This is a genomic window from Pseudomonas sp. FEN (assembly GCF_904067045.1).
Lineage (GTDB): Bacteria > Pseudomonadota > Gammaproteobacteria > Pseudomonadales > Pseudomonadaceae > Aquipseudomonas.
Genome location: NZ_CAJFDC010000010.1, coordinates 499,887 through 520,169 on the forward strand (window position 1 = coordinate 499,887; position 20,283 = coordinate 520,169).

The 20,283-nt window shown below is 57.8% G+C and carries 18 protein-coding genes; 8 read left to right on the top strand and 10 right to left on the bottom strand.

Annotated elements, in window-relative coordinates; all coding sequences use genetic code 11:
• Positions 1–39: 39 nt before the first annotated feature.
• From PFEN_RS11020 to PFEN_RS11030, 3 genes are all read right to left on the bottom strand, one after another.
• Positions 40–1,266: an MFS transporter gene (locus tag PFEN_RS11020; protein WP_191486858.1), complete on the bottom strand. Its 1,227-nt coding sequence runs from the start codon at positions 1,264–1,266 to the stop codon at positions 40–42.
• A gap of 48 nt (positions 1,267–1,314) precedes the next feature.
• Positions 1,315–1,491: an ectoine synthase gene (locus tag PFEN_RS11025; RefSeq protein WP_263596601.1), complete on the bottom strand. Its 177-nt coding sequence runs from the start codon at positions 1,489–1,491 to the stop codon at positions 1,315–1,317.
• 370 nt (positions 1,492–1,861) lie between these two features.
• Positions 1,862–2,767 carry a LysR family transcriptional regulator gene (locus PFEN_RS11030; RefSeq protein ID WP_191486859.1) on the bottom strand — a complete coding sequence of 302 codons (906 nt, stop codon included), beginning with the start codon at positions 2,765–2,767 and terminating at the stop codon, positions 1,862–1,864.
• An 87-nt stretch (positions 2,768–2,854) separates the two neighbouring features.
• Here PFEN_RS11030 and PFEN_RS11035 point away from each other — a divergent pair, with 87 nt between their 5' ends.
• On the top strand, positions 2,855–3,979 hold the full coding sequence (locus PFEN_RS11035) for an alanine racemase (RefSeq protein WP_191486860.1): 1,125 nt from the start codon (positions 2,855–2,857) through the stop codon (positions 3,977–3,979).
• Positions 3,980–4,180: 201 nt separating this feature from the next.
• Entirely contained in the window at positions 4,181–4,882 is a 702-nt protein-coding gene (locus tag PFEN_RS11040; protein WP_191486861.1) for a phytanoyl-CoA dioxygenase family protein, read from the top strand.
• Between the two features lie 12 nt (positions 4,883–4,894).
• Here the strand turns inward: PFEN_RS11040 and PFEN_RS11045 are convergent, their stop codons facing one another.
• Complete coding sequence (locus PFEN_RS11045) at positions 4,895–5,590, bottom strand: tRNA (adenine(22)-N(1))-methyltransferase (protein WP_318192837.1); 696 nt, start codon at positions 5,588–5,590, stop codon at positions 4,895–4,897.
• A 155-nt stretch (positions 5,591–5,745) separates the two neighbouring features.
• Positions 5,746–5,982, bottom strand: coding sequence for a hypothetical protein (locus PFEN_RS11050; RefSeq protein ID WP_191486863.1), 237 nt, complete (start codon positions 5,980–5,982; stop codon positions 5,746–5,748).
• Positions 5,983–6,299: 317 nt separating this feature from the next.
• Here PFEN_RS11050 and PFEN_RS11055 point away from each other — a divergent pair, with 317 nt between their 5' ends.
• On the top strand, positions 6,300–6,641 hold the full coding sequence (locus tag PFEN_RS11055) for a hypothetical protein (RefSeq protein WP_191486864.1): 342 nt from the start codon (positions 6,300–6,302) through the stop codon (positions 6,639–6,641).
• Positions 6,642–6,862: 221 nt separating this feature from the next.
• Here PFEN_RS11055 and PFEN_RS11060 read toward each other — a convergent pair whose 3' ends face one another.
• Entirely contained in the window at positions 6,863–7,465 is a 603-nt protein-coding gene (locus PFEN_RS11060; protein ID WP_191486865.1) for a glutathione S-transferase, read from the bottom strand.
• Between the two features lie 152 nt (positions 7,466–7,617).
• On the opposite strand from PFEN_RS11060, the gene PFEN_RS11065 reads away from it, so the two are divergent.
• A complete protein-coding gene (locus PFEN_RS11065; protein ID WP_191486866.1) occupies positions 7,618–8,541 on the top strand; it encodes a LysR substrate-binding domain-containing protein in 924 nt (307 codons plus the stop codon).
• Between the two features lie 112 nt (positions 8,542–8,653).
• Here the strand turns inward: PFEN_RS11065 and PFEN_RS11070 are convergent, their stop codons facing one another.
• Both PFEN_RS11070 and PFEN_RS11075 read right to left on the bottom strand, forming a co-directional pair.
• A complete protein-coding gene (locus tag PFEN_RS11070; protein ID WP_191486867.1) occupies positions 8,654–10,276 on the bottom strand; it encodes a methyl-accepting chemotaxis protein in 1,623 nt (540 codons plus the stop codon).
• A 237-nt stretch (positions 10,277–10,513) separates the two neighbouring features.
• The gene (locus tag PFEN_RS11075) at positions 10,514–11,185 is read right to left on the bottom strand and encodes a class I SAM-dependent methyltransferase (RefSeq protein WP_191486868.1); all 672 of its coding nucleotides are present in this window, start codon (positions 11,183–11,185) and stop codon (positions 10,514–10,516) included.
• A 262-nt stretch (positions 11,186–11,447) separates the two neighbouring features.
• On the opposite strand from PFEN_RS11075, the gene PFEN_RS11080 reads away from it, so the two are divergent.
• Positions 11,448–13,055: an MFS transporter gene (locus tag PFEN_RS11080; protein WP_191486869.1), complete on the top strand. Its 1,608-nt coding sequence runs from the start codon at positions 11,448–11,450 to the stop codon at positions 13,053–13,055.
• A 22-nt stretch (positions 13,056–13,077) separates the two neighbouring features.
• On the opposite strand, the gene PFEN_RS11085 is transcribed toward PFEN_RS11080, so the two are convergent.
• Complete coding sequence (locus tag PFEN_RS11085; RefSeq protein WP_191487000.1) at positions 13,078–14,490, bottom strand: sodium:solute symporter family protein; 1,413 nt, start codon at positions 14,488–14,490, stop codon at positions 13,078–13,080.
• A gap of 264 nt (positions 14,491–14,754) precedes the next feature.
• Here PFEN_RS11085 and PFEN_RS11090 point away from each other — a divergent pair, with 264 nt between their 5' ends.
• The 3 genes from PFEN_RS11090 to PFEN_RS11100 all read left to right on the top strand — a co-directional run bounded on the left by PFEN_RS11090 (position 14,755) and on the right by PFEN_RS11100 (position 18,017).
• Positions 14,755–15,396 carry a LysE family translocator gene (locus PFEN_RS11090; protein ID WP_191486870.1) on the top strand — a complete coding sequence of 214 codons (642 nt, stop codon included), beginning with the start codon at positions 14,755–14,757 and terminating at the stop codon, positions 15,394–15,396.
• 220 nt (positions 15,397–15,616) lie between these two features.
• On the top strand, positions 15,617–16,897 hold the full coding sequence (locus PFEN_RS11095) for a hypothetical protein (protein ID WP_191486871.1): 1,281 nt from the start codon (positions 15,617–15,619) through the stop codon (positions 16,895–16,897).
• A gap of 10 nt (positions 16,898–16,907) precedes the next feature.
• On the top strand, positions 16,908–18,017 hold the full coding sequence (locus PFEN_RS11100) for a hypothetical protein (RefSeq protein WP_191486872.1): 1,110 nt from the start codon (positions 16,908–16,910) through the stop codon (positions 18,015–18,017).
• 378 nt (positions 18,018–18,395) lie between these two features.
• Here the strand turns inward: PFEN_RS11100 and PFEN_RS11105 are convergent, their stop codons facing one another.
• Positions 18,396–19,859 (bottom strand): HEPN domain-containing protein, encoded by a 1,464-nt coding sequence (locus PFEN_RS11105; RefSeq protein WP_191486873.1) that lies wholly within the window; start codon positions 19,857–19,859, stop codon positions 18,396–18,398.
• Positions 19,860–20,283 lie beyond the last annotated feature (424 nt).

The window sequence follows — 20,283 nt, forward strand, 5'->3', positions numbered from 1 at the left end:
GCGAGACGCAAAAACAGTGGAGCCGATGCGGCTCCACTTTCAATTGCCAGTCTCTTGGTCGGCCTTGAGGATCGAGGGCGCGAGGGGGCTACGTGCTCTGGCAAACCACCATAGGGCCGCCGCGCCCAGCAGCGTAGCCAGCACGGCCAGAATCAGGAGCACCCGTTGCGTGCCTAAGGGCGCGGCAAGCAGAGCCACCAGTAAACCGGCCAGGGGTTGCGACAGGTTGTTAAGCAAGGTGATAACGCCCACCGTCTTGCCGAAGTCCTGCTGCGGAATCACCTGTTGGCGGATAGTGCGCATGTAGACATTGAACATTTTGTCGAAGCCGACGATCAGCAGGAAGCCCAGCGCATAGACGGTCAAATTCAGGCTCAACGCGCTGATGAAGGCGCCTGCGGCGATCATCGAATAACCGACGCCACCCAGTACCCGCAGGGGAAGCACCACCCGGGCAAGGAAGAACAGAATCACGATGGTGGTTACCGCTCCGGCCGCTTGCAGCCCGGCGTAGTCGTCCTTGCCGGCGCTGTATTGGCCGATCACCATGGCCGCCGAGGTGGCCAGGGTGACCCCGACGATCAGGTTGACCCCAACGGCCAGGGTGATGATCTTTTTCAGCTCCACCAGCCCACGGATATGCCCGAAGGCGATACGCAGGGGCTGCAGCCAGATATCCTGATGCTGCTCGAACACCTCCAGGGTGATGCGGCTGAGGCGTTGCCACGCCAGCATACTCAGGTCGGCCAGCAGGAACAGCCCGGCGACCCACAACACAACCCAGTGCCAGGCCCAGACCTCCAGCAGCAGCGCCGCCACCAGTGGTCCGAGGACCAGCCCGGTCTGGTCTGCGATCTGCGAGTAGGACAGGATCTTGGTGTAGCTGTAGTGCTGGAAGATATGCGGCATCAGTACCTCGCGGGCCATGATGCCCTGGGTGGTCAGCACCCCGCACAGCGCCGACAGCACTACCACCCAGGCGATGCCGCCGAAGACTCCGTAGAGCACCACCGCCAGCACACAGAGCAATGCCCGGTAGACCTGGCTGATGTGCAGGATCCTGATGGGCGAGAACTTGTCGCACAGGGCCCCGCACACCGGAAACGCGAGAAAACGCGGCAGCGACTCGACGAAAAACGCAAGCCCCGCCCAGGACGCGCTGTTGGTGGTTTGGAATACCACCAGCGGCACGATGAACAGCAGGATCTGATCCGCCAGCCGCGATAGAAATAGCGAGATGAAAAAAGCCAGGTAATCCTTACGCATAGTGACCTCTTGTGGGTGGGCGGCGTGACGTGGCGGCCTGCCGCGACATCAGTAGGCCGAGCCCGAACTGTCGTTGAGGTTATGCCGTTCGTCGCCGCGCAAGGGCGGGTTGAACACGCTGACCAGAATCAGATCCTGTTCCTTGCCCCCGCGCAGGTAATGGCGATCGTGCTGATCGAGCACATACACGTCGCCGGGTCGAATCGGATAGGCATTACCCTGCAAAATGTACCACCCTCATTGAGTACCGTTTGATGCCCAGCACCTGCTCCGCCCATCCGAACGGAGAGATTGTGTTGAAGGGGGGGTTGACGCTTGTAGGGTATCTGCGCGAACACGTCGAAGTGTTTTGCGATAAAGCGATCAGTCACGGTCATTGCTGACTCTCCGGGTGAGGGGGGGCGTGAATAGCCGGAGCGCAGAGACATCGCCAGTTGTCCAGACTGGGTATCCACGGCGGTTTCAATCATCCTCGTCAGCCTCTTCTGAAAATACCTCGATCGATCCAGCAGGATAGACATTCGAACCCTAGTGGGTCTCTATCCAGTTCACCAGAGTCTCCTGTGGCTCGTCCACGTTGTGAGTGGCTATCGATTCAAACGCGCCAGGGTGGCGCGGGCCGGAATGACTCCTGCAAAAAACGCATGTAATTGAGGGTTCGCGCAGGCAGTCCTTCGCGTTGGTGGGTCAGGGCCACGACATTGGCATCCGGCAGCTTCCAGGCGGGCAGCAGCCGCACCAGGGTGCCATCGGCCAGGGCATCGGCGACGTCCCATTCAGAGCGCAGGATGATGCCTTGCCCTTCACAGCCCCATTGCCGGATCACGCTGCCGTCATTGCAGCTCAAGGCCGGCCGGATGCGCACACTCTGGGTTTTGCGTGCGCGAGTGAAATGCCACAGCGTCACATCTTCGTTGTTCTCGCGCAGGGCGATACAGGGCAGCTCGGCCAGGTGTTCGGGGCTGTCGGGCAGGCCGTAGCGTTCAACAAAGGCCGGTGAGGCGCAGATAAAACGACGATTTGGCGCAATGGCATGGCACACCAGATTGGAGGCGCGCAGCTCGCCAATATGGATCACCACATCAAAGCGGTCGCTGACTTCCACCATGGGTTGGTCGGACAGGGTCAGGGCTATCTCGACCTCGGGATGCTGGCGTTGAAAAGCGGCGGCCGCTGGCGCCACATACTGCCGGCCAAAACCGAAGGGCGCGTTTATTTTCAGCTTTCCGACGAAGCCGCTGCGTCGCTCATGCAGGTCCTCCAGCAACGCGTCGAACTGCTGGACCCGTTCGCCGCCACGCAAGCACAGCAACTCGCCTTCGTCGGTGAAACGCAATTGCCGGGCGGATCGATCCAGCAGGCGGATCCCCAGTTTCTTTTCCATCTGCTGCAGTCGTTGGGTGACCGCCGAGGGTGTCAGGCCGAGTTTACGCGACGCCTCCAGCAAGCTGCTGCTCTCACGGATGACCAGTAGAAAGCGAATATCGAATGCATCATTCATTAAGTTTTACTGAATCTATGAGTTAGGGAGATTAAAGTTTATTGCGATTTTGAGGGCTTAGAATAGCGACATTACCGGAGAGCACAAATGTCAGAACTATTCGAAACCCCTTCGTTGTTACTGGACGTGGATCGCCTGGATGCGAACATCCTGCGCATGCGCGACAAGCTGGCGCCGTTTGAGGTGGTGTTGCGGCCACATGTCAAAACCAACAAATCCCTGGAAGTGACCGAACGCTTTTTTCCAGCCGGGCGCGGACCGATCACCGTGTCCACTCTGCGTGAGGCGGATTTCTTTTTCGCTGCCGGTTTCACCGACATCTTGTATGGCGTCAGCATTGCGCCCAACAAGTTCGCTCACGCCGCAAGGTTGATTGAACAGGGCGCGGCCTTGAAGCTGGTGCTGGACAACCTGGAGAGCGCCCGGCTGTTGGCCGAATTCGCGCGCACCCATGAGCAGACCTTCGAAGTGCTGCTGGAAGTCGATTGTGATGGTCATCGTTCAGGTATCCCCCCGCACTCGCCGTTGTTGGTGGAGATCGCTCGGTTGTTGCGCGCCAGCGACGTTACCGTCAGCGGTGTCATGACTCACGCCGGCAACTCCTATGACAGTCGTTCCATCGCTGAAATCGAGGCTTGTGCCCGGCAGGAACGCAACGCCGTGGTCGATGCAGCCCGACTACTTGAAGAAGCAGGGTTCGAACTGTCTGTTGTCAGCATCGGCTCGACGCCCACGGCGCTGTTTACCCAGGACTTGTCCGGTATCACGGAAGTCCGGGCCGGGGTGTTTGCCTTCTTCGATCTGGTGATGGCCGGGTTGGGTGTCTGCCAGGTGCAGGACATTGCCGTCTCGGTGTTGACCACGGTCATCGGCCACCAGCCGGAAAAAGGCTGGACCATTGTCGACGCCGGCTGGATGGCTCTTTCCCGCGACCGTGGCACCGCCAAGCAGAGCGTGGACCAGGGTTACGGCATCGTCTGCAACCTCAACGGGCAGCCCATTGGCGACTTGATCGTCACGGCGGCCAACCAGGAACACGGGATCATTTCCTCACGCTCGGGAACTTTCGAACCGGCCGGTGAACTGCCCGTGGGCATGCAACTGCGCATCCTGCCCAACCATGCCTGCGCCACTTCGGCTCAACATGCGGGGTACCACGTCCTGACCGGGGGACGCCACCTCGGTGACTGGTCGCGTATTGCGGGTTGGTAAAAAAACACGGCTGTTTCGGCTGCCGCCTATCAACCGCACAATGGCGGCGGACTTGTCGAATATGGCGTCGAGGTCGTAACGCCTTTACTCAGCGTTTTTGCAGCTGGGTGGCCGACCGGCTACTACACTTGCAGACGGCTCAGCCTTGGCGAATGGCTGTCAATCTGCAAGATGCGTGGGGGCAAGGGCATTGAGGACGCTATGACTGACCGTGAACAACTTCATCGAGAGGGTTTTGTGCTGCTTCGTCGAGCGATCCCGGACCTGTGGCTGGATGACCTTCGCGCGGTGTTCGATGCGGGCGTGAAGCCTTCTGAGCAATGGCCAGTGCCGCGTGGCATGGACTGTCGCCATTCGCTGTTGGATTGTGATTCGAAGGTTCAGGCGGTGTGTCGTCTGCCGCAGGTGCTGGCGGTGGTGGGGGCGTTGATTGGCGAACGCTTCTTCCTCTCGCAGGTGGAGGGGCGCGAGCCCCTTGCCGGTGGCGGTCATCAGCCGTTGCACCGCGACTTGTCGGCCCAACGCCCTGGCGACATAGTGGGCGCCCTGGCTTATTTCGACGACTATGGCCCGGAGAACGGCGCGACACGTATCGTCCCCGGCAGCCATCGCCCCGAGCAGGGACGGCCGCCGTTCGACTTCAATGACGAGTCCCGCTCCGTGCAGCTTTCAGGCTCCGCGGGTGACATTCTGGTGTTTGATGTCGATCTGGTGCATGCGGGCAGTCTGAACGCAATCGGCGCCCGCCGTCGCTCGATCCTGATCAGCTATTTTTCGGAGCCGCTATACGCCTCACACCTGGAAACGGTGAGCTTGCGCGGTATTCGGATGGACACGAGCGATCGGTTCGATCCCGCGGATTATGCCTTGGCGGGCGTTCCCGGCTGTTTGCGTCCTGCCTGATGGCGGCTCGGCTCAGGCCAGTAGCCTGGTGATCCACCGGGCCTGCCGGGAGATGTCCCGCACCTTCTCCTCGGGCACGGCTTGCCGCGCCCGGGCCAAGTGGGCCAGGGTTTGTTGCTTCTGGTGCAGCAGGCGCTGCCATTTGGCCAGGAACGCCGGGCTGCGTGCCTGCATCTGCAACGGGCCGAAGTACAACTCCTCGGCGGTATACATCACCGGCCCGGCGCGCTCGGCGACGATGATTTCGTAGTCGAAGCGGTTTTCCCGCAACAGTTCCTCGCAGAGGATGCGGTAGTCATTTTCCATCAGCCATTGGCGCAGCGGCTGTTCGCCACCGTTGGGCTGCAGAATCAGGCGCTCCTGGCCACTCAGGCGCGCCTTGCCGCTGTCGAGGATGTCGCGGATCGTCTCGCCGCCCATGCCGCAGATGCTGATCGCGGTAATCCCGTCCGCCGGCTCGATTGCCGCCAGGCCATTGGCCAGGCGCACGCTGATCCGTTGCTCCAGGCCATTCTCGTGCACGCTGCGTTCGGCCGCGTGGAAGGGGGTCAATGCCACCTCGCCGGCCACCGCCGCGGTGATGGCGCCACGGTGCATCAACGCCACTGGCAGGTAGCCGTGATCCGAGCCGATATCGGCCAGGCGCGCACCGGCTGGCACCTGCGCCGCCACGCGCTCCAGGCGCATGGACAATATCTGTTGGTTCAACTGCCGCCCCTTTTTCACCACGAACATCCGGCACCTTTGGCCGGATCGGGGCGCGACTCTATCGAGCAACGCCGTGCATTTCAAATGCCTGCTACCATGGCGATGCTTTCATTGGCTCGTGCCGTGCGATTTTTTGCGACATTTTCGTACTGAGCCTAAAGCCATGTATTCACCACCCGCCGATCCAGTTCCTCCCAATCCGCCATACCCAACACCCGGGTTGTGTTCAGCCCGCGCAAATAACCCCGTAGCTGATTGGCGGTGGCTCGGACAAGCTCCGGGTCGGTCGCGTTTTGCGACAACAGTACGGTTTCGTACTGGACCAGGTAATCGGCCACCCGGTCACGGAAATCGGGCAAAACGGCGTCGCGGATCAAGTCAAACGTTCTCAAGGAGAGATCCTCATCAATTTTTCTAGTTGTGATTGGGTGTATGTCGGTCTGCACGGTGGCAACTATTGCTAGAAGTAATAGTGACCATCAAGAAACGCAAGTTCTACTTTGTTGGCAATAACCGGAGAATGGCCTGCATCGAACACCCGGCTCAGGACAGTGCGCGATGGCGTTCGCCCGCCCCGCCAGGGTTGACCTGCTGACGGGCGTGGTGGCTGCACCTGGCTGAGCCGACAAGATACAAATGGTGATGGCGCTACCCGTGATGCCATTCCGTTGCTTGATCAAACGAGTTTTTTATTTTCAGGAAGAGATTGATGCGCCCTTTATCTGTGTCTGCCCTGGCGATTGGCACTTTGTTGCTCGCAGGTTGTGCCTCCGCGCCGAATGATCCGACCCTGACCCTGCAGACCCGCAAGAGCCCAGCCCAATACGCCAGCTGCGTTGTACCGAAATTGCAGGGCAGTGCGTTGACCCCGACCGTTTCGCAGAGTCAGCGCGGCTACCGGATCGTGGTGTCGAGCAAAGTCTCGGCGGACAATGTGCTGGAAGCCTACAAGGCCGGGACGGGGGGCAAGGTGTTCATCTACGAGCGACACTTGCTGGCCTCGAACCTGCTGCCTTCGAGTTTTGAACGCGCGGCACAGGATTGCATCTGAGCCCCGGCTCGTAAACGTTTTTCAACGCGCTCCTTTGGTTGGCCGCAACCAACCAATTCCTTGCCCCGCACCCTATCGGTTGCGGGGTTTTTTTTGCCTGCGGCTGAACAACCGCTTGCCTGGGATTCGGCTGGCGCCGCCCGTGGCGGCAAGGGGCGGGGCGCACTTGGGCGGGAGCGCGCGAACCGGCTTGTCGCCAGGTCGCGCTGTATCGCAGCGTGTTATTGGATTGGGTATTTCTTGAAGGCCGGGTGTTTCTCGGCAAGCGCGGCATGGCGTTGCAGATGGGGAAAGGCCTCGGCCTTGACCACCGAAGCGAGGGTGAATTGAGTGAAGGACCAGGCGACTGCCACGCTGAGCGAGGCTTGCGTCAATGACTCGCCAGGGCGGTTGGCCAATAGTTTTTCCAGGATCGAATAGGCGGCCAGCAGTTGCCCGGTGACCCGGTCGAGCCACGGCTCGTGAAGTTTCTCCGGTGGCCGCAGATTGTGCTCGTAGACGATTTGTACGGTTTTTTCACAGGCCGCCAACGCCAACCCGATCAGTTGCAAATCAGCCGCGCGCGCTGCGGTTTGCTGCGGCAACAGCTTATGCTCGACAGGCGCCAGTGCTTCGAAATAGTCAAGGATCAGGCTGGAGTCCATCAGTTGCGTCGAGTCGTCCAGCACCAGCGTCGGCGCTTTGACGACCGGGTTTATTTTGGCGAACTCATCGAAGGTGCTGAAGACCGAGAGCGACTGATGCTCAAAATTGACCCCGTACAGTTCCAGGGAAATAGCCACGCGGCGCACGTAGGGCGAATCCAGCATGCCGAGCAATTTCATGAAGCCTCCATTTACGTCAGTGTGATGTTCAAGGTGCGGTGTGGGTGCGCAATGGCTTTCAGTGATATGAATGTTAATTTGTGGTTACTTTATATTGGGAAAGCACCTTAAAATATCGACAATTTTTACCACAGATGGTTAGTTATTCTTACATGAGTCCCTTGCCTCCCTTGACCTGTCTGCGCAGCTTCGAGGCCACCGCCAGGCTGGGTAGTGTCACCCTGGCGGCCCAGGAGCTGCATGTTACTCACTCGGCCATCAGCCAGCAGATCAAAGTACTGGAAGAGATTGTCGGTCTGACTCTTTTCGTCAGGGAGGGGCGTGGGCTGCGGGTGAACGAGGACGGTCGGCTGTATGCCCTGCAGATTCGCCAGGCTCTGGGCGACATCGTCGAAGCCACACGGTTGATCCAGGCGCAACCCAAGATGGGCGAGTTGGTCGTGGCGGTGCTGCCCTCGTTCGGCCGTTCCTGGCTGTTACCGCGGCTACCGGGTTTTCAGCAGCTTTACCCCCACGTCAGCATTCGCTTGCAAGCAGGCCTGAGCATTTCCAATCTGCATCAGGAGTCCGTCGATATCGGTATCCGCATGGGCAAGGGGGACTGGGAAGGGGTAGAGCAGAAGCTGTTGTTTCACGACGAAGTGGTGGTGGTCGCCGCTCCCCATTTCAATGACGGGCAGTTGCCGAAAACCCCTCGGCAGATTGTCGAGAGCGCCATTATCTACAACACTGAATCCTGGTTACCCTGGTGCCAGGCCGCGGGCGTTGAGATGAACATCGAGCGCAAGGGCTTGTGCAGCAATGACTCGAACCTGGTGCTGGAGGCGGTTCGGCTGGGGCAGGGTATCGCCCTGGAGCGGCGCAGCTTGGTGCATGACGCCATCGTACGCGGTGAATTGGTACAGCTGTGCGAGATCAGTGCGCCCTATGCCTACCCCTACTGGTTGGTATGGCCGCCCCGGGAAAGCTCGGAAAACAAGCAGCGCGAGTTCTCGCATTGGCTGTTCAAAGAGGTGGAAACCTACCTGGCGCAACTGTCGGCCACGCGCTCCAGGCGCATGGGCGATGTCTGTTAGCTCAACGGCCGCCCCTTTTAGCCACGCACCTCTGGCTCTTTGGCCGCAGCGGGGGGCGATGCCATCGAGCTACGCCGTGCATCGGCGAGACTGCCTGGGGCACGGATAGCGCTCAGAGCCTGAAACGCACTACCAGGTTCTGCAAGCCGACGGCCAGTTGTGACAACTCCTGGCTGGTGGCGCTGGTCCGGGTCGATGCATCGGCGCTTTCCAGCGACAGGTCGCGGATGTTCAACAAGTTGCGATCGACTTCACGGGCTACCTGGGCCTGTTCTTCCGAGGCGCTGGCGATCACCAGGTTGCGTTCGAGGATCTGTTCCATGGCGCGAGTGATTTCCGCCAGCGCCAGGCCCGCCTGTTCGGCAATCGACAAGGTCTGCGCCACTCGCTGACTGTTGCCGTGCATCGAGCGCACCACGTTGTCGGTGTCACCCTGAACCCGGCCGATCATCTGCTCGATTTCCTGGGTCGACTGCTGGGTGCGATGGGCCAGGGCCCGTACTTCATCGGCGACCACGGCAAAACCACGTCCGGCTTCCCCGGCCCGCGCGGCTTCGATGGCCGCGTTGAGCGCCAGCAAGTTGGTCTGTTCGGCGATGGCGCGGATCACGTCCAGTACCTTGCCGATTTCTCGCGACTGCTCGGCCAGGGTCTGTACCTGTTGCAGTGCGGTGCCGACATCGGCGCTCATCGCCTGGATCGAGTCCAGGGTCTCGATCACCCGCGCCTGTCCCAGCGTGGCCTCGTGGGTCGATTGGCGCGTGGTGTCGGAGGTCGAGACCGCATTGCGCGCTACTTCTTCAACGGCCACGGTCATTTCGTTGACCGCCGTGGAAGCCTGCTCGATTTCATTGTGTTGCTGCTGCAGGCGACGGGAGTCCTGGGCGGTGCTCTGGCTCATCTGTTGTGCGGCGGCGGCCAGTGGGGTCGAAGTGCCACTGATCGATTGCAGGGTGTCGCGCAGGCTGCCTTGCATGCTGGCCAGCGCCTTGAGCAGACGTGCGGTTTCGTCGCCGCCCTGACTCTGGATCGGCGAACTCAGGTCCCCAACGGCCACCTGTTCGGCCACTCGCACCGCCTGGCGGATCGGTATGACAATGCTGCGGATCAGCAACCAGGCCAGGCACAAGGTCAGCAGCGCGACGGCGATCAGGGCACCGATCACAGTGATTTTCACTTGGCGATACAGCGAGTCGGCATGGCTCGCCGACGCGTTGACTTCATTGGCGGTCAGGTTCATCAATTCGCTGAACTGGTCACCGGTCTGGGTCGAGTAGTCCTGGATACTGCCATTGAGCAAGGCACTCATTTCCGCGCTGCGGTCCTGCCGGGACAGGAGCTCGTACTGGTCCAGCGCTTGCCGGTAACGCTTCACGGTATCGACGAACTTGTCGTATTGCGCGCGGTTGTACTCGCCGAACAGCGGCGCGAACTTCTCCAGCGTCTGATCCAGCCAGCCTTCCACCTGGTGCAGACGAGCGATGGTGGCGTCGAGCACCTTGGGTTCGCGATTAAGCGCCATGCGCAGGCTGAGCACGCGAATGCTCAGGATGTAGTCGCGGATTTCCCCCAGATAGCGGGTGCTGGGCAGGGACACGTTTTCGGTGTGCTGGCCGGTGGCGCGCACTTCGGCGACCTTTTCGAGGGCGAACAGCCCCTGCAGCAGGACCAGCAGGGCGATGGCGCCGAAACTGATCATGGCGCGTTTGGCGATGCTCAGGTGAGCCCGTGGCATGATGATGTACCCGTTTCTTGAGATTTTTCAGGGGGTGTTCTGGGGCTTGGGTGATTGAGAACGGTGGCTTGGATGCCCGCTTGATGCGGTGTTGATGGTGCGCAGGGGATGAAATATCGTCAATTCGCTAACAGTCATTGTGTTCGATGATCGAACAAAAACTAACTGGTTCGTACACTTTGAGTTGCTGTCTGGACTGGCCAGTCAATCATCCCCCCGCTTTCCGAGGCGCGGGGTTCACCTTCGTTGCTCGGCCGCCAGCAGCAATGACTGCGGCACGGGACTTTGCGGATGCTGCGGCTCTTGCAGGGTGCCCAGCCGAAAGCCGGCCATGTCCAGTGCATTGAGCCAACTGGACAAGGTCCGGAAGTACCATGGCATGGGTTGCCATTGCCCCTTGAACCCATCGAAGGTTTCGTTCCGCCAACCATCCTGGTAGTCGCCCGTGGCTGCGGTCCACGGGTGCAGGGTCTGGATCAGCAGGGCGCCGCCGGGGGCGAGCAGGGCGTTCATGGCGGCGAGCAGAGGGATGATGTCCTGGTGCAGCAGGGCGAAGTTGGCGCAGATCAGGTCATAGTCGCGGCCGATGTCCACCTTCGTCTCGACCAACGCTTCATAGCTGGCCAGATGCACTGGCGACGAACCCGCCGCCCGCGCCGCCTCGACCAGCGTCGCATCGCCATCCACCCCGACCGCGTTGATGCCCCGTTTCTCCAGCGCTCGCAACAGCCAGCCCTCGCCGCAGCCAAGGTCCAGCACACGCTCGGGCTGGCGGCCCAGCACCGCCAGCAGGATCGCCTGGTCGGTGACCTGGCGGCGGCTTTCGATGGCGCCGCCGCGGACGGCGTCGATCCAGGAGTGGGCATTGTGGTGCCAGCTTTGCAAGAGGGGGGATTCGGGGGCGGGCATTTCGATGTCCGGAAGGAGTGGTTGGATGGAAGGATAGTGCAATTGGAGCGGAGGTGAATTTACCGCTGAGTGGTAGGCGGCGTCTTTTCGCTGGGGATTCCTCTCAAGTTGATCCTGCCGACCGCGATCTTGCAGGCACTCCGGCGCTGGAGCACAACCATACAAGGCAGCTTGTTCGCGGACAGGCATAGTCGTTCGCTAGACTTTTCGCTCTCGCTATCCGGGCCCGGGCTTCAAACCGCTCCCCGACTCAAGGACCGTCATGAAACAGACCCCCGATAGTCCCCATGCCGCAGCCTCCCTTTCGCCTTGGAGCCCGCTGAAGCACGGCCTGTTTCGCGGACTCTGGCTGGCCAGCATCGCCTCGAACATCGGCACCTGGATGCATGAGGTCGGCGCCGGCTGGTTGATGACCTCGTTATCGGCCAGCCCGATGACGGTGGCGCTGGTCCAGGTCGTCGCCGCGGCACCGATGTTTTTCCTCGCGCTGCCGGCGGGGGCGCTGGCCGACATTGTCGACAAGCGCCGCTACCTGTTGCTGGTGCAGGGTTGGATGGCCAGCGTGGCGATGCTGCTGGCGTTCCTGACCCTCAGCGGCTTGATGACGGTGCCGTTGTTGCTACTGCTGACCCTGGCCATGGGCATCGGCACGGCCTTGATGATGCCGGCCTGGTCGGCGCTGACCCCGGAACTGGTACCCGCCAGCGAATTGCCGGCGGCCATCGCCTTGAGCAGCGTTGGCACCAATGTCGCGCGCGCCGTGGGCCCGGCGATCGCCGGCGTCCTGGTGAGCCTGGCCGGGCCTTGGGCGACCTTTGCGGTGAACGCGCTGTCGTTCTTTGCGGTCATCGCCGTGCTTGGCTGCTGGCGACGGGAGCCGATGGTTGCGGTCTTGCCGGCGGAGCGGCTGTTCAGCGCGATGCGCGTGGGTTGGCGCTACGCTCGCAGTTCCAACCCGTTGCAACGGGTCTTGATTCGCACCCTGGCGTTTTTCTTCGGTGCCAGCGCTGGTATGTCCTTGTTGCCTTTGATTGTGCGCGGCGAGTTGCAGGGCAGCGCGACGCAGTTCGGCGTGTTGCTCGGCAGTGTCGGTCTCGGCGCGGTGTTGGGGGCGATGCAGTTGCCACGCTTGCGCCAACACATACCGACGGATCGCCTGGTGGCGCTGGCCAGTGTGACCTATGCCCTGGTGCTGTTCGCGCTGGCCTGGTTGCGCGACTTTTATCTGTTGATACCGGTGATGCTGATCAGCGGCGGTGCCTGGATCGCCGTGCTGTCGAGTTTCCAGGTGTCGGCCCAGACCTCGGTACCGGCGTGGGTGCGGGCGCGAGCGCTGGCGGTGTATATCCTGATGTTCTTCGGCAGCATGGCCCTGGGCGGGTTGCTCTGGGGCTGGGTGGCCAGCTTGCTGTCGATGAGCGTCGCGCTGAGCGTGGCGGCGGTGGTGTTGCTGGTCGGGGTCGGGCTGACCTGGCGTGTTGGTTTGCCCCAGCGCAAGGCGGAAGACCTGGCGCCGTCGTTGCATTGGCCACAACCGCTGCTCAATGCGGGCACCGACCTGGAACGCGGGCCGGTGATGATCAGCCTGGAATACGACATCGCCGCGGAACACGTCCAAGCGTTCCAGCAGGCGATGAACCTGGTACGCCGCATGCGCCAGCGCAACGGTTCGTTTTCCTGGTGCCTGCTGCAGGACAGTGAAAACCCGCGCCTGTGGTGCGAAGTGTTCTTCGACGAGTCCTGGGTCGGCCACTTGCGTCACCATGAGCGGGTAACCCGCGCCGAGCTGAAGATCGAGGCGGCCGCCCGACGCTTTCAAAGCGAAGGGGTGGCGATACGGATTCGTCATTTCCTCAAAGGGCAGGCCTGAGGGCGGCCTGCCGCACAGCGGCTCACGGCAGAGCGGTTTCCGGCGACTCCGCAGGCCGGGGCGGGGTGCCGCGTCGCGTGACATGGCCGATGCTCATGATCAGCAGCGGCGTGAACAGCGCGATATAGGCATTGTCGATACCCCACGGATTGCCGGCCAGGAACCAGCCGACCGTCGCCAGCAGAGAGGCGATAATGCTCAGGAACGCGGCTTTCGGGGTGCCGAATTTCGGCGCGTAGAACACCATCAGCACCAGTACCGCCAGGGACGCGCGCAGGGCTTTGCCGAGGAAGGCGATCATCAGCACCTTGTCCGAGGTCAGGGCCAGCGCGATCGGCAACAGGCCGACGACGACGGTTGCCAGCCGGACAAAACGCAGGGATTTGACGTCGCTTTTTTCCGGGTTGAACCAGGGTTCGTAGAAGTCGCGCAGCAGCAAGGTCGCCGAGCCCATGCTCACCGCCGAGATGGTGCCGAACAGCGAGCCGGCCAGGCCCGCGACCACCAGGCCGGCGGTCAGTTGATCCATGCTTGCGATCAGGCGGGGGAAGGCTTGCAGCGAGTCAACCTGGGGGAACAACGCGGCGCTGCACATGCCGATCAAGGCCGCGCCGATACCGAAAGGGATCATCAGGCCGGCGCAATAGAAACAGGCCCGTTGTGCCTTGCCCGCGTCACTGACCGTGTTCACCGCTTGAATCACATATTGGGTGGAGAAGATCGAGCCGATGCCGGCAATCATCCAGGCGATGATCTGGCCCCAGCCGATGGCGGTCCAGTCGAACATGCTGGGCGGCAGTTGAGTGCGCAGGGCGCTGATGCCGCCGACCTGTTTCAAGCCGAACCACAGCGCCAGCCCGACGCCGAGGTATTTGAGGCTGGCGTGGACAAAGTTGGTATAGATGACCGAGCGCATGCCGCCGATGCTGACGTACAGCACTGAAACCACACCGACAATAATGATCGCCAGGGTGCGATCGACTTGCAGCACACTGGCCAGCACCGCGCCGCCGCTGGCATAGATGGACACCGCGACGATTTCCAGGGCGAAGATGGTGATGATTGAGGTGGCGAAACGGGTGTTCTGCCCGTAGTTGCGCGACAGCACGCCGGAGATGGTGTTGTCGCCCAGGTCCTTGTATTTGCGCGCCAGCAGCCAGGCGAAGAGCACGAAGCCCAGGGCCAGGGCGAAGAGGTTCCAGGCGGCGGAGATCCCGGTTTTGAAGCCGGTTTGCGCGGTACCGATACTGACGGCGGTGCCGATGAATTCCGAGAGCATCAGAAAACCGATCAGGAATGCCGGAAAGTGCCCGCCGCCGGTGGTGTAGTTATTGGCGCTACGAGAATGTCGGCGTACACCGAAACTGATCAGCGCGAGGCTGAGCATGTAGAACGCGGTGATGGAAAGGACGATCCAGGAGGAGTTGGGCTGCATGTTCATGACCCGATCAACGTGAGGAAGGTTGAGGGGAATACGGCAGGAACGCTTTCGCGGGCTGGGTTCATGGTGATGCTCTTTAAGTATTGTTGTTGTGGCTTTTAGCTTCCTACCTTTGGTTTTAGGTGTCTAATATTGAGTAAGTATTGCTGGATACCTTGAAGGTATCGGTGTGTGCAAAAAGGACGTTGAGTTATTGGGGATGAAACATTCCGATGACCCTTGTAGGATCGGTCCTTCAATCCCCGACGAGTCAGAAAAATGGATGTTCACTCGGTTCTTGCCTTCACCGTGGTTGCGGGTATTGCCATCGCCAGTCCGGGTCCCGCGACGTTAATGGCATTGAACAACAGCATCACCTACGGCCCGCGTTCCACCCTGTGGTCGTCACTCGGTAACGCCAGCGGCCTGTTCTGTCTGTCGGCGGCGGCCATGCTGGGCCTTGGGGCGCTGCTGGCCAGTTCCGAATGGATGTTCAACGTGGTGAAGATTGCCGGTGCCGGTTATCTGTTCTATCTGGGCGCCAAGCAGTTGTTGAAAAAGGCCCCGGTACTGGCAGGTGAAGCTCAAGGTCACCCGACCCGCAACAGGCCGTCGCGCGGCAAACTGTACAAGTCGGCGTTCCTGACTGCGGCCACCAACCCCAAGGCAACGATATTTTTCACCGCGCTGTTCCCGCAGTTCATCGATCAAAGCGCCGCACTGCTGCCGCAATTTCTGATCCTCACGGCGATCTTCATGGCCTTGTCGCTGACGTCCTTGAGTTTGTATGCCGCACTGGCCTCTCGCGCCAAAGGCCTTCTGATCCGTCCCGTATTTTCCAAATGGTTGAATCGGGTGGTGGGGTCGACCTTTATTGGCTTTGGTGCAGCGGTACTGAGCATGCGTCGGCAGAGTGTTTAGGGGAGGGGAAAGCGGTCGAGCGTGAGTGGTGGAAATCGGCCAGTTGCTGCCGGTCAGCATGGGCGGAAAGCGGCCAGAATCAGATATTTGGGCTAGGGCAAAAACTGCTTTAACGTCGAAGTACTCCAGAAACTGAGCCCCGGTGGATGGCTTTCAGCCATCATGAGGTGCTAGATTCCGCATAGCCTCTACACCGTCATCATATTTGAGGGATCATACGATGGATAAGACAAAAATAGCGGAGTTTTCTTACGATCTTCATAGTGCACTCGGAGAGTACGAAACACCGGAATTTGACTATTTAAAAAAACTAGGAATGGCGGCAACTCTTGCGGTACATATACGAGGCTTAGGTACCATTTCTTACGATGTTCTTCGTCAAGTATCCTATCATTATTTTAAGATACCATCATATGCTTTAGATCAGGTTCTAAAAATTCTTGATGATTTAGAGTTTGTTGAGCTCTCTGGAACTCGATCTAAAATTTCAGCAGTTACCCCAAAGATCCCTCATTTTAAAAGCATCTACGATACGATCGGAGGATACACTGAGAGTGAGGATCTTAGCGAAGCTGAAAGCGTCATGCTCGCAATATTAAGTGAAGTTTATAACAAGCCTGAGAATAAACAAAAGCTAATAAATAGTCTTGGAGCCGATATCGGAATTTTTGAGACGTGCATGAGATACAGTGAAGAAGGTGGTTTGCTACGCACCCACAAAGCAAGAGGCAAAGATATAATATTGAGTCCGTACTACTTTGCTGATAACTTAGATGGATTGGCCGACTTAACGGCAAAGTCTGGATCGAAGAGCATCAGCGGAGTTTTACAGAAGCTAAAAGCTAACCAAGGCTGGCCACTATCGATGGTTTTGAATAACAAAGAAATAGGAGGGACAGCATTAGATGCTGTAGAGCTTTCTTTGGTTCAAGCAATGGCATCTGAAGGAATACTGAAGCCCCCATCTATACGCTTCGGAAATGGTTCGTTGGAACAGTTCGTATTTACACCCAACCCTGGTGCGATGAGACTAAATTCCGCGAAAAGAGAAATTTATGAGAGGGCAATGGCTTTAGTCTCATGCGTTCGGAAAGGCCAGCTGATGCCAGCTGAATATAGAATTCGATCTCCACTTGCTATATTGAGGAGTCTCCGTGATAAGGGCTTTTTAAATAGTAACTCAGAAGCTAGCGATCAGTATAAAAACCTGGTGTTTATGAAGGTGGCATTTTTGAGGCCGGTTACCAGTTCCCGATGTGAGCTGGTACTTATTAAGTCTGAAGAAAATTCCGATGCTCTCGAAATTGCGATAAAACTTCTTTCTACAGGAGAACTCGCGAATCTTGAGGTCAATGCTGAGGCGCGGATATCATTTTCGCGGGACGAGTCCTATATTCAATCGATCATTTCATCTTCTGATATGAGAAAACGAAAGCAAGTACAGATCGCAGTTGAAGCCCAGCATGAAATGGACCAATTGCTTTTGAACTTAGACATATAAGGGATGATAAATGGCCGTGCTAGATAAAGATACCTCTCAAAAAGAAAAGGCAATACGCTATTGTATCTCGAATGGGGTGTTGCCATATCTTGAGGTTATTGTAAATAACGTACGTGAAATAACTGATGTTCGGACGGTTATTACGGATCTTGATGTTTTAGGTTTGGAAATATCGCGTCGGGGAAGCATAAGGCGAACCCTATTTGACTGCAAAACTGTCGGTAAAATGAGCGCGATAAATAGGGCGTTCTGGGCATCAGGTGTAATGGCCTATACAGGGTGTGAAGAGTCATATGTGATTTTAACCAAAAAAGCGTCGGAAGCACATCGAGTAAGTGCTAAGACACTGAATGTACATTTGTTTCAAGAGTATGATTTCGACTCGTACGCTGAATCTGCCAGTATTAATTATCTTGACAAAAAGTATTACTCTGCTGAAATATCTGTTTGGCACGATTACTATAAAATTTATGAGCGGAGTGAAGCGCTACGTCCATTAGGGGAGTACGTCAACACACGAATCCCATTGGAGAATGATTTTGCGAAAGCGTTAAGAGAGTTGCTCGGAGTCATTCGCCTTAATAAAGGGGAGTTAAATCCTGAGAAAAAAGAGCATATGGCTGTGTATTGTTCTTTGGTTTTAAGTTTTTTATTGGTTATGGCCCCAATTTCTTCGCAAATTGCAGATATCTTTGATCCAGTGATGGGTCAAGTTGAATATGAAAAAATATTGCGCTACTACGTTTGGGGAGGCCGCGATAGTTATATTCAACGACGAGACTTAAAGAACTCTGTGCAAGAAGCCTCCGGAGCTAAAAAAAGTGAGCTTGAGTTGCCTGGATGGGATCGATTTGTAGAGTTGTCGCGAGGGTTGCTTGAGGCACCTGCGGAAATCGGTAGGACATTGATTCCTTGTAGAGATCTCTCGCTACGATATTTATCTGTTGTTGATGCGCATAAAGATTTTCAGCTCGCGTCAAGTCTAAGATCTTCGAACAGAATCACTCAGTTTATTATTGCCGCCTCCAACTATCTTTATGCAGCAGCAGGATTGCCCAAAGATTTCCACAACTACATTAAGGAAGAACTAGCGAAGTTGAGTGAAATAAAATCTCCATGACGTCTAGGTTGTAAATTGATCGAGTTGTATTACTCCGTTGGAGCGCTTTTTATGCGTTAGGCGCTGGCTCCTCTTCGGGCGAGTGCTTGAATCGCCCCTAGATCCATAGATTTTTGAATGGTTGCTTTTGGCCGATTGCGACTGTCAGGAATCGACCGATTCTGTTGAAAAAGTCGGTTTCGGTTTTCACGACGGAAACGTACGCGTCTGAGATTAAAATCCGTGTTTTGAGCAGAGGGTGCAGGACTCAGATTTCACGTAGCAGCGTGTAAAAATGACGTTTTCACCGCTCAATGCATGGACCGTCAGCCCGGGTGGACTTTTTCAACAGAATCGACCCAGAGCAGCCCTTCGTGAAGGGCTGATATCGGCCATGACTTACCCATCCAGCGCCGAAGCATCCCCCTTGCCCACCGGCAGCAATCCAACCTCTCGGAACGCATATTTCGGGCGATATGTATTCGGTCCATTTTCCAAAAGGTTTGCCTTGATCGAGGCGGCATCCACACCGATTTCGTGTAACAACACAGCGTGATAAAGATGCGCGAGAGCTTCGGATTTCTTCGCGAGGTCGATCGTGAATTCCCGGTAATCGCTCCCCTCCCGCTGACCGCCGAAATGCGACATGTCGTTCCGACGGTCGGCGCAAGATTTGCAAAAGGCTTCCATCCGCTTGTGCTCGAGGCCGAGTGGCAATGCGGAAAGGACGTCCATCAATCGTTCTTTCAACGACGGTTCGCCCGCGTGTTTCAGTTGACCTTCGAGCCATCGCTTGTCATCGCGGCTACTGATTTGATCCAGTATCCGCTGGATCTTGGCATCGAGCTTGGTTTCCTTTGCCTTGTCTTTGTTCTTCCGGCGGTGCAATGACTCAAGCCCCCAGATCAGGTTCACAAATCGGTGCTCGACATACATCTTCATACCGCGCCGGATGCCCAGATAGAGATAGAACCCCGGCCCGAACTCCTCCCGCTTACGGCGCAGCGCCGTCACGATCGAACCGAAGTTGCTCTTCACCTGAATGTAATTGACCCAGCATTCGTCCCACGTCGGAGCCTTGGTTGATCGCTCGAACCCTTCGTAATAATAATGGTAGGCCATCTTCCCGATGATCAACCGCGGCCATTCCAACGAAAATGTCGTTCCGGTTAGCAGGATAAATAGCTCCTGCAACCGCGCATATTCCTCTTGCATTTCGAGCAGCGTGCGCGCCCGCTTCGGCTTGACCCGAAGGTTCACGCTTTCCACGAGATTGAGTTTGTCCATGCGACGCACGGACTTTCCAGTCCACGGACCAGTGATGTCGTAACGCATCGTCAAAGTGCCGTCGTCCAACTCATGGATATCGGCCTTGGGCACCCGATGTTTGGCCGAGATACTTTGCCGGGTTCGTTTGACCTCGATATCTCCCAGCCGCAACCACTCTTCCAGGCCAGTCAGCTCGACGTCAAGAGCGCTAAATTGGAGCGGGCGTGTGGCTGGTGGAAACGATCTATCCGTCACAAGGCAATGCGAGGCGGCGAACCCCTCGTGTGAAATGCCGTTGGACCTAAACTGCCCGCCACGTCGTCGCAGACCTAGCAACAAAACGTTTCGGCCACTAGCCTTGAGCTTTCCTTGGATGGCTTTCTCCAACGGGAATTGCTGTCCCGGCGCCCCGATGCTCGCCATCGGACCGCCTTCGCTGCTTGCGAAATAGCCATCCAGTTCAAGATGTGCCGCACCGTTCTCTTCAATGGTCAGAGTGCCAACAACGCAACTGTCCGGGGCAAATTGATTCGCCGGCAGAGGATCATCGTGCCACCAGAAGAATCCCCGCTCTTCGAGTATTTTTTTTGTCATGCGTATCCCCTAATGATGCCCAGAAAACGGGCAGGTATTTATTGCGAGCTTACGACGAGTTCTCTTCTTCCTTCATTGTTTCAGAAGTTACGAACGTCTGCTTCGCATCACGGTGAATGGCTCTTCTGGGTTTTGGAAGTGACCGAAAGCGAGGGCAATCTTGCCCTGCCGGTTCAGCGCAAGGCTGAGTTGGCAAGGCCTGCTTTTGGCCGATAGCAGCCAGCCCTGCAAGGCTGCTATCGACAGACCGGGTCGTTGTGTCTGGTGAGTGGACGGGGGAGAGCTCTGCCGTTTCCGGCGGGCAATTCGCTAATCATCCCAGCCCGGGCCCCTGTAGGGCATTTTGTCTTGTTCGGGAAAACCCGTCTGGTACTCCCCCCAATCAATACGCGAAATAGCCTTCCAAAAAAACTCATATTTCCCA

Excerpts from the sequence above, each read along its gene's own strand:
- PFEN_RS11075 (WP_191486868.1), bottom strand. The coding sequence starts at position 11,185 with ATGCCCGCCCCCGAATCCCCCCTCTTGCAAAGCTGGCACCACAATGCC.
- PFEN_RS11055 (WP_191486864.1), top strand. The coding sequence starts at position 6,300 with ATGCGCCCTTTATCTGTGTCTGCCCTGGCGATTGGCACTTTGTTGCTC.
- PFEN_RS11090 (WP_191486870.1), top strand. The coding sequence starts at position 14,755 with ATGGATGTTCACTCGGTTCTTGCCTTCACCGTGGTTGCGGGTATTGCC.
- PFEN_RS11095 (WP_191486871.1), top strand. The coding sequence starts at position 15,617 with ATGGATAAGACAAAAATAGCGGAGTTTTCTTACGATCTTCATAGTGCA.
- PFEN_RS11040 (WP_191486861.1), top strand. The coding sequence starts at position 4,181 with ATGACTGACCGTGAACAACTTCATCGAGAGGGTTTTGTGCTGCTTCGT.
- PFEN_RS11080 (WP_191486869.1), top strand. The coding sequence starts at position 11,448 with ATGAAACAGACCCCCGATAGTCCCCATGCCGCAGCCTCCCTTTCGCCT.
- PFEN_RS11100 (WP_191486872.1), top strand. The coding sequence starts at position 16,908 with ATGGCCGTGCTAGATAAAGATACCTCTCAAAAAGAAAAGGCAATACGC.
- PFEN_RS11065 (WP_191486866.1), top strand. The coding sequence starts at position 7,618 with ATGAGTCCCTTGCCTCCCTTGACCTGTCTGCGCAGCTTCGAGGCCACC.
- PFEN_RS11085 (WP_191487000.1), bottom strand. The coding sequence starts at position 14,490 with ATGCAGCCCAACTCCTCCTGGATCGTCCTTTCCATCACCGCGTTCTAC.
- PFEN_RS11030 (WP_191486859.1), bottom strand. The coding sequence starts at position 2,767 with ATGAATGATGCATTCGATATTCGCTTTCTACTGGTCATCCGTGAGAGC.
- PFEN_RS11020 (WP_191486858.1), bottom strand. The coding sequence starts at position 1,266 with ATGCGTAAGGATTACCTGGCTTTTTTCATCTCGCTATTTCTATCGCGG.
- PFEN_RS11035 (WP_191486860.1), top strand. The coding sequence starts at position 2,855 with ATGTCAGAACTATTCGAAACCCCTTCGTTGTTACTGGACGTGGATCGC.
- PFEN_RS11060 (WP_191486865.1), bottom strand. The coding sequence starts at position 7,465 with ATGAAATTGCTCGGCATGCTGGATTCGCCCTACGTGCGCCGCGTGGCT.
- PFEN_RS11070 (WP_191486867.1), bottom strand. The coding sequence starts at position 10,276 with ATGCCACGGGCTCACCTGAGCATCGCCAAACGCGCCATGATCAGTTTC.
- PFEN_RS11105 (WP_191486873.1), bottom strand. The coding sequence starts at position 19,859 with ATGACAAAAAAAATACTCGAAGAGCGGGGATTCTTCTGGTGGCACGAT.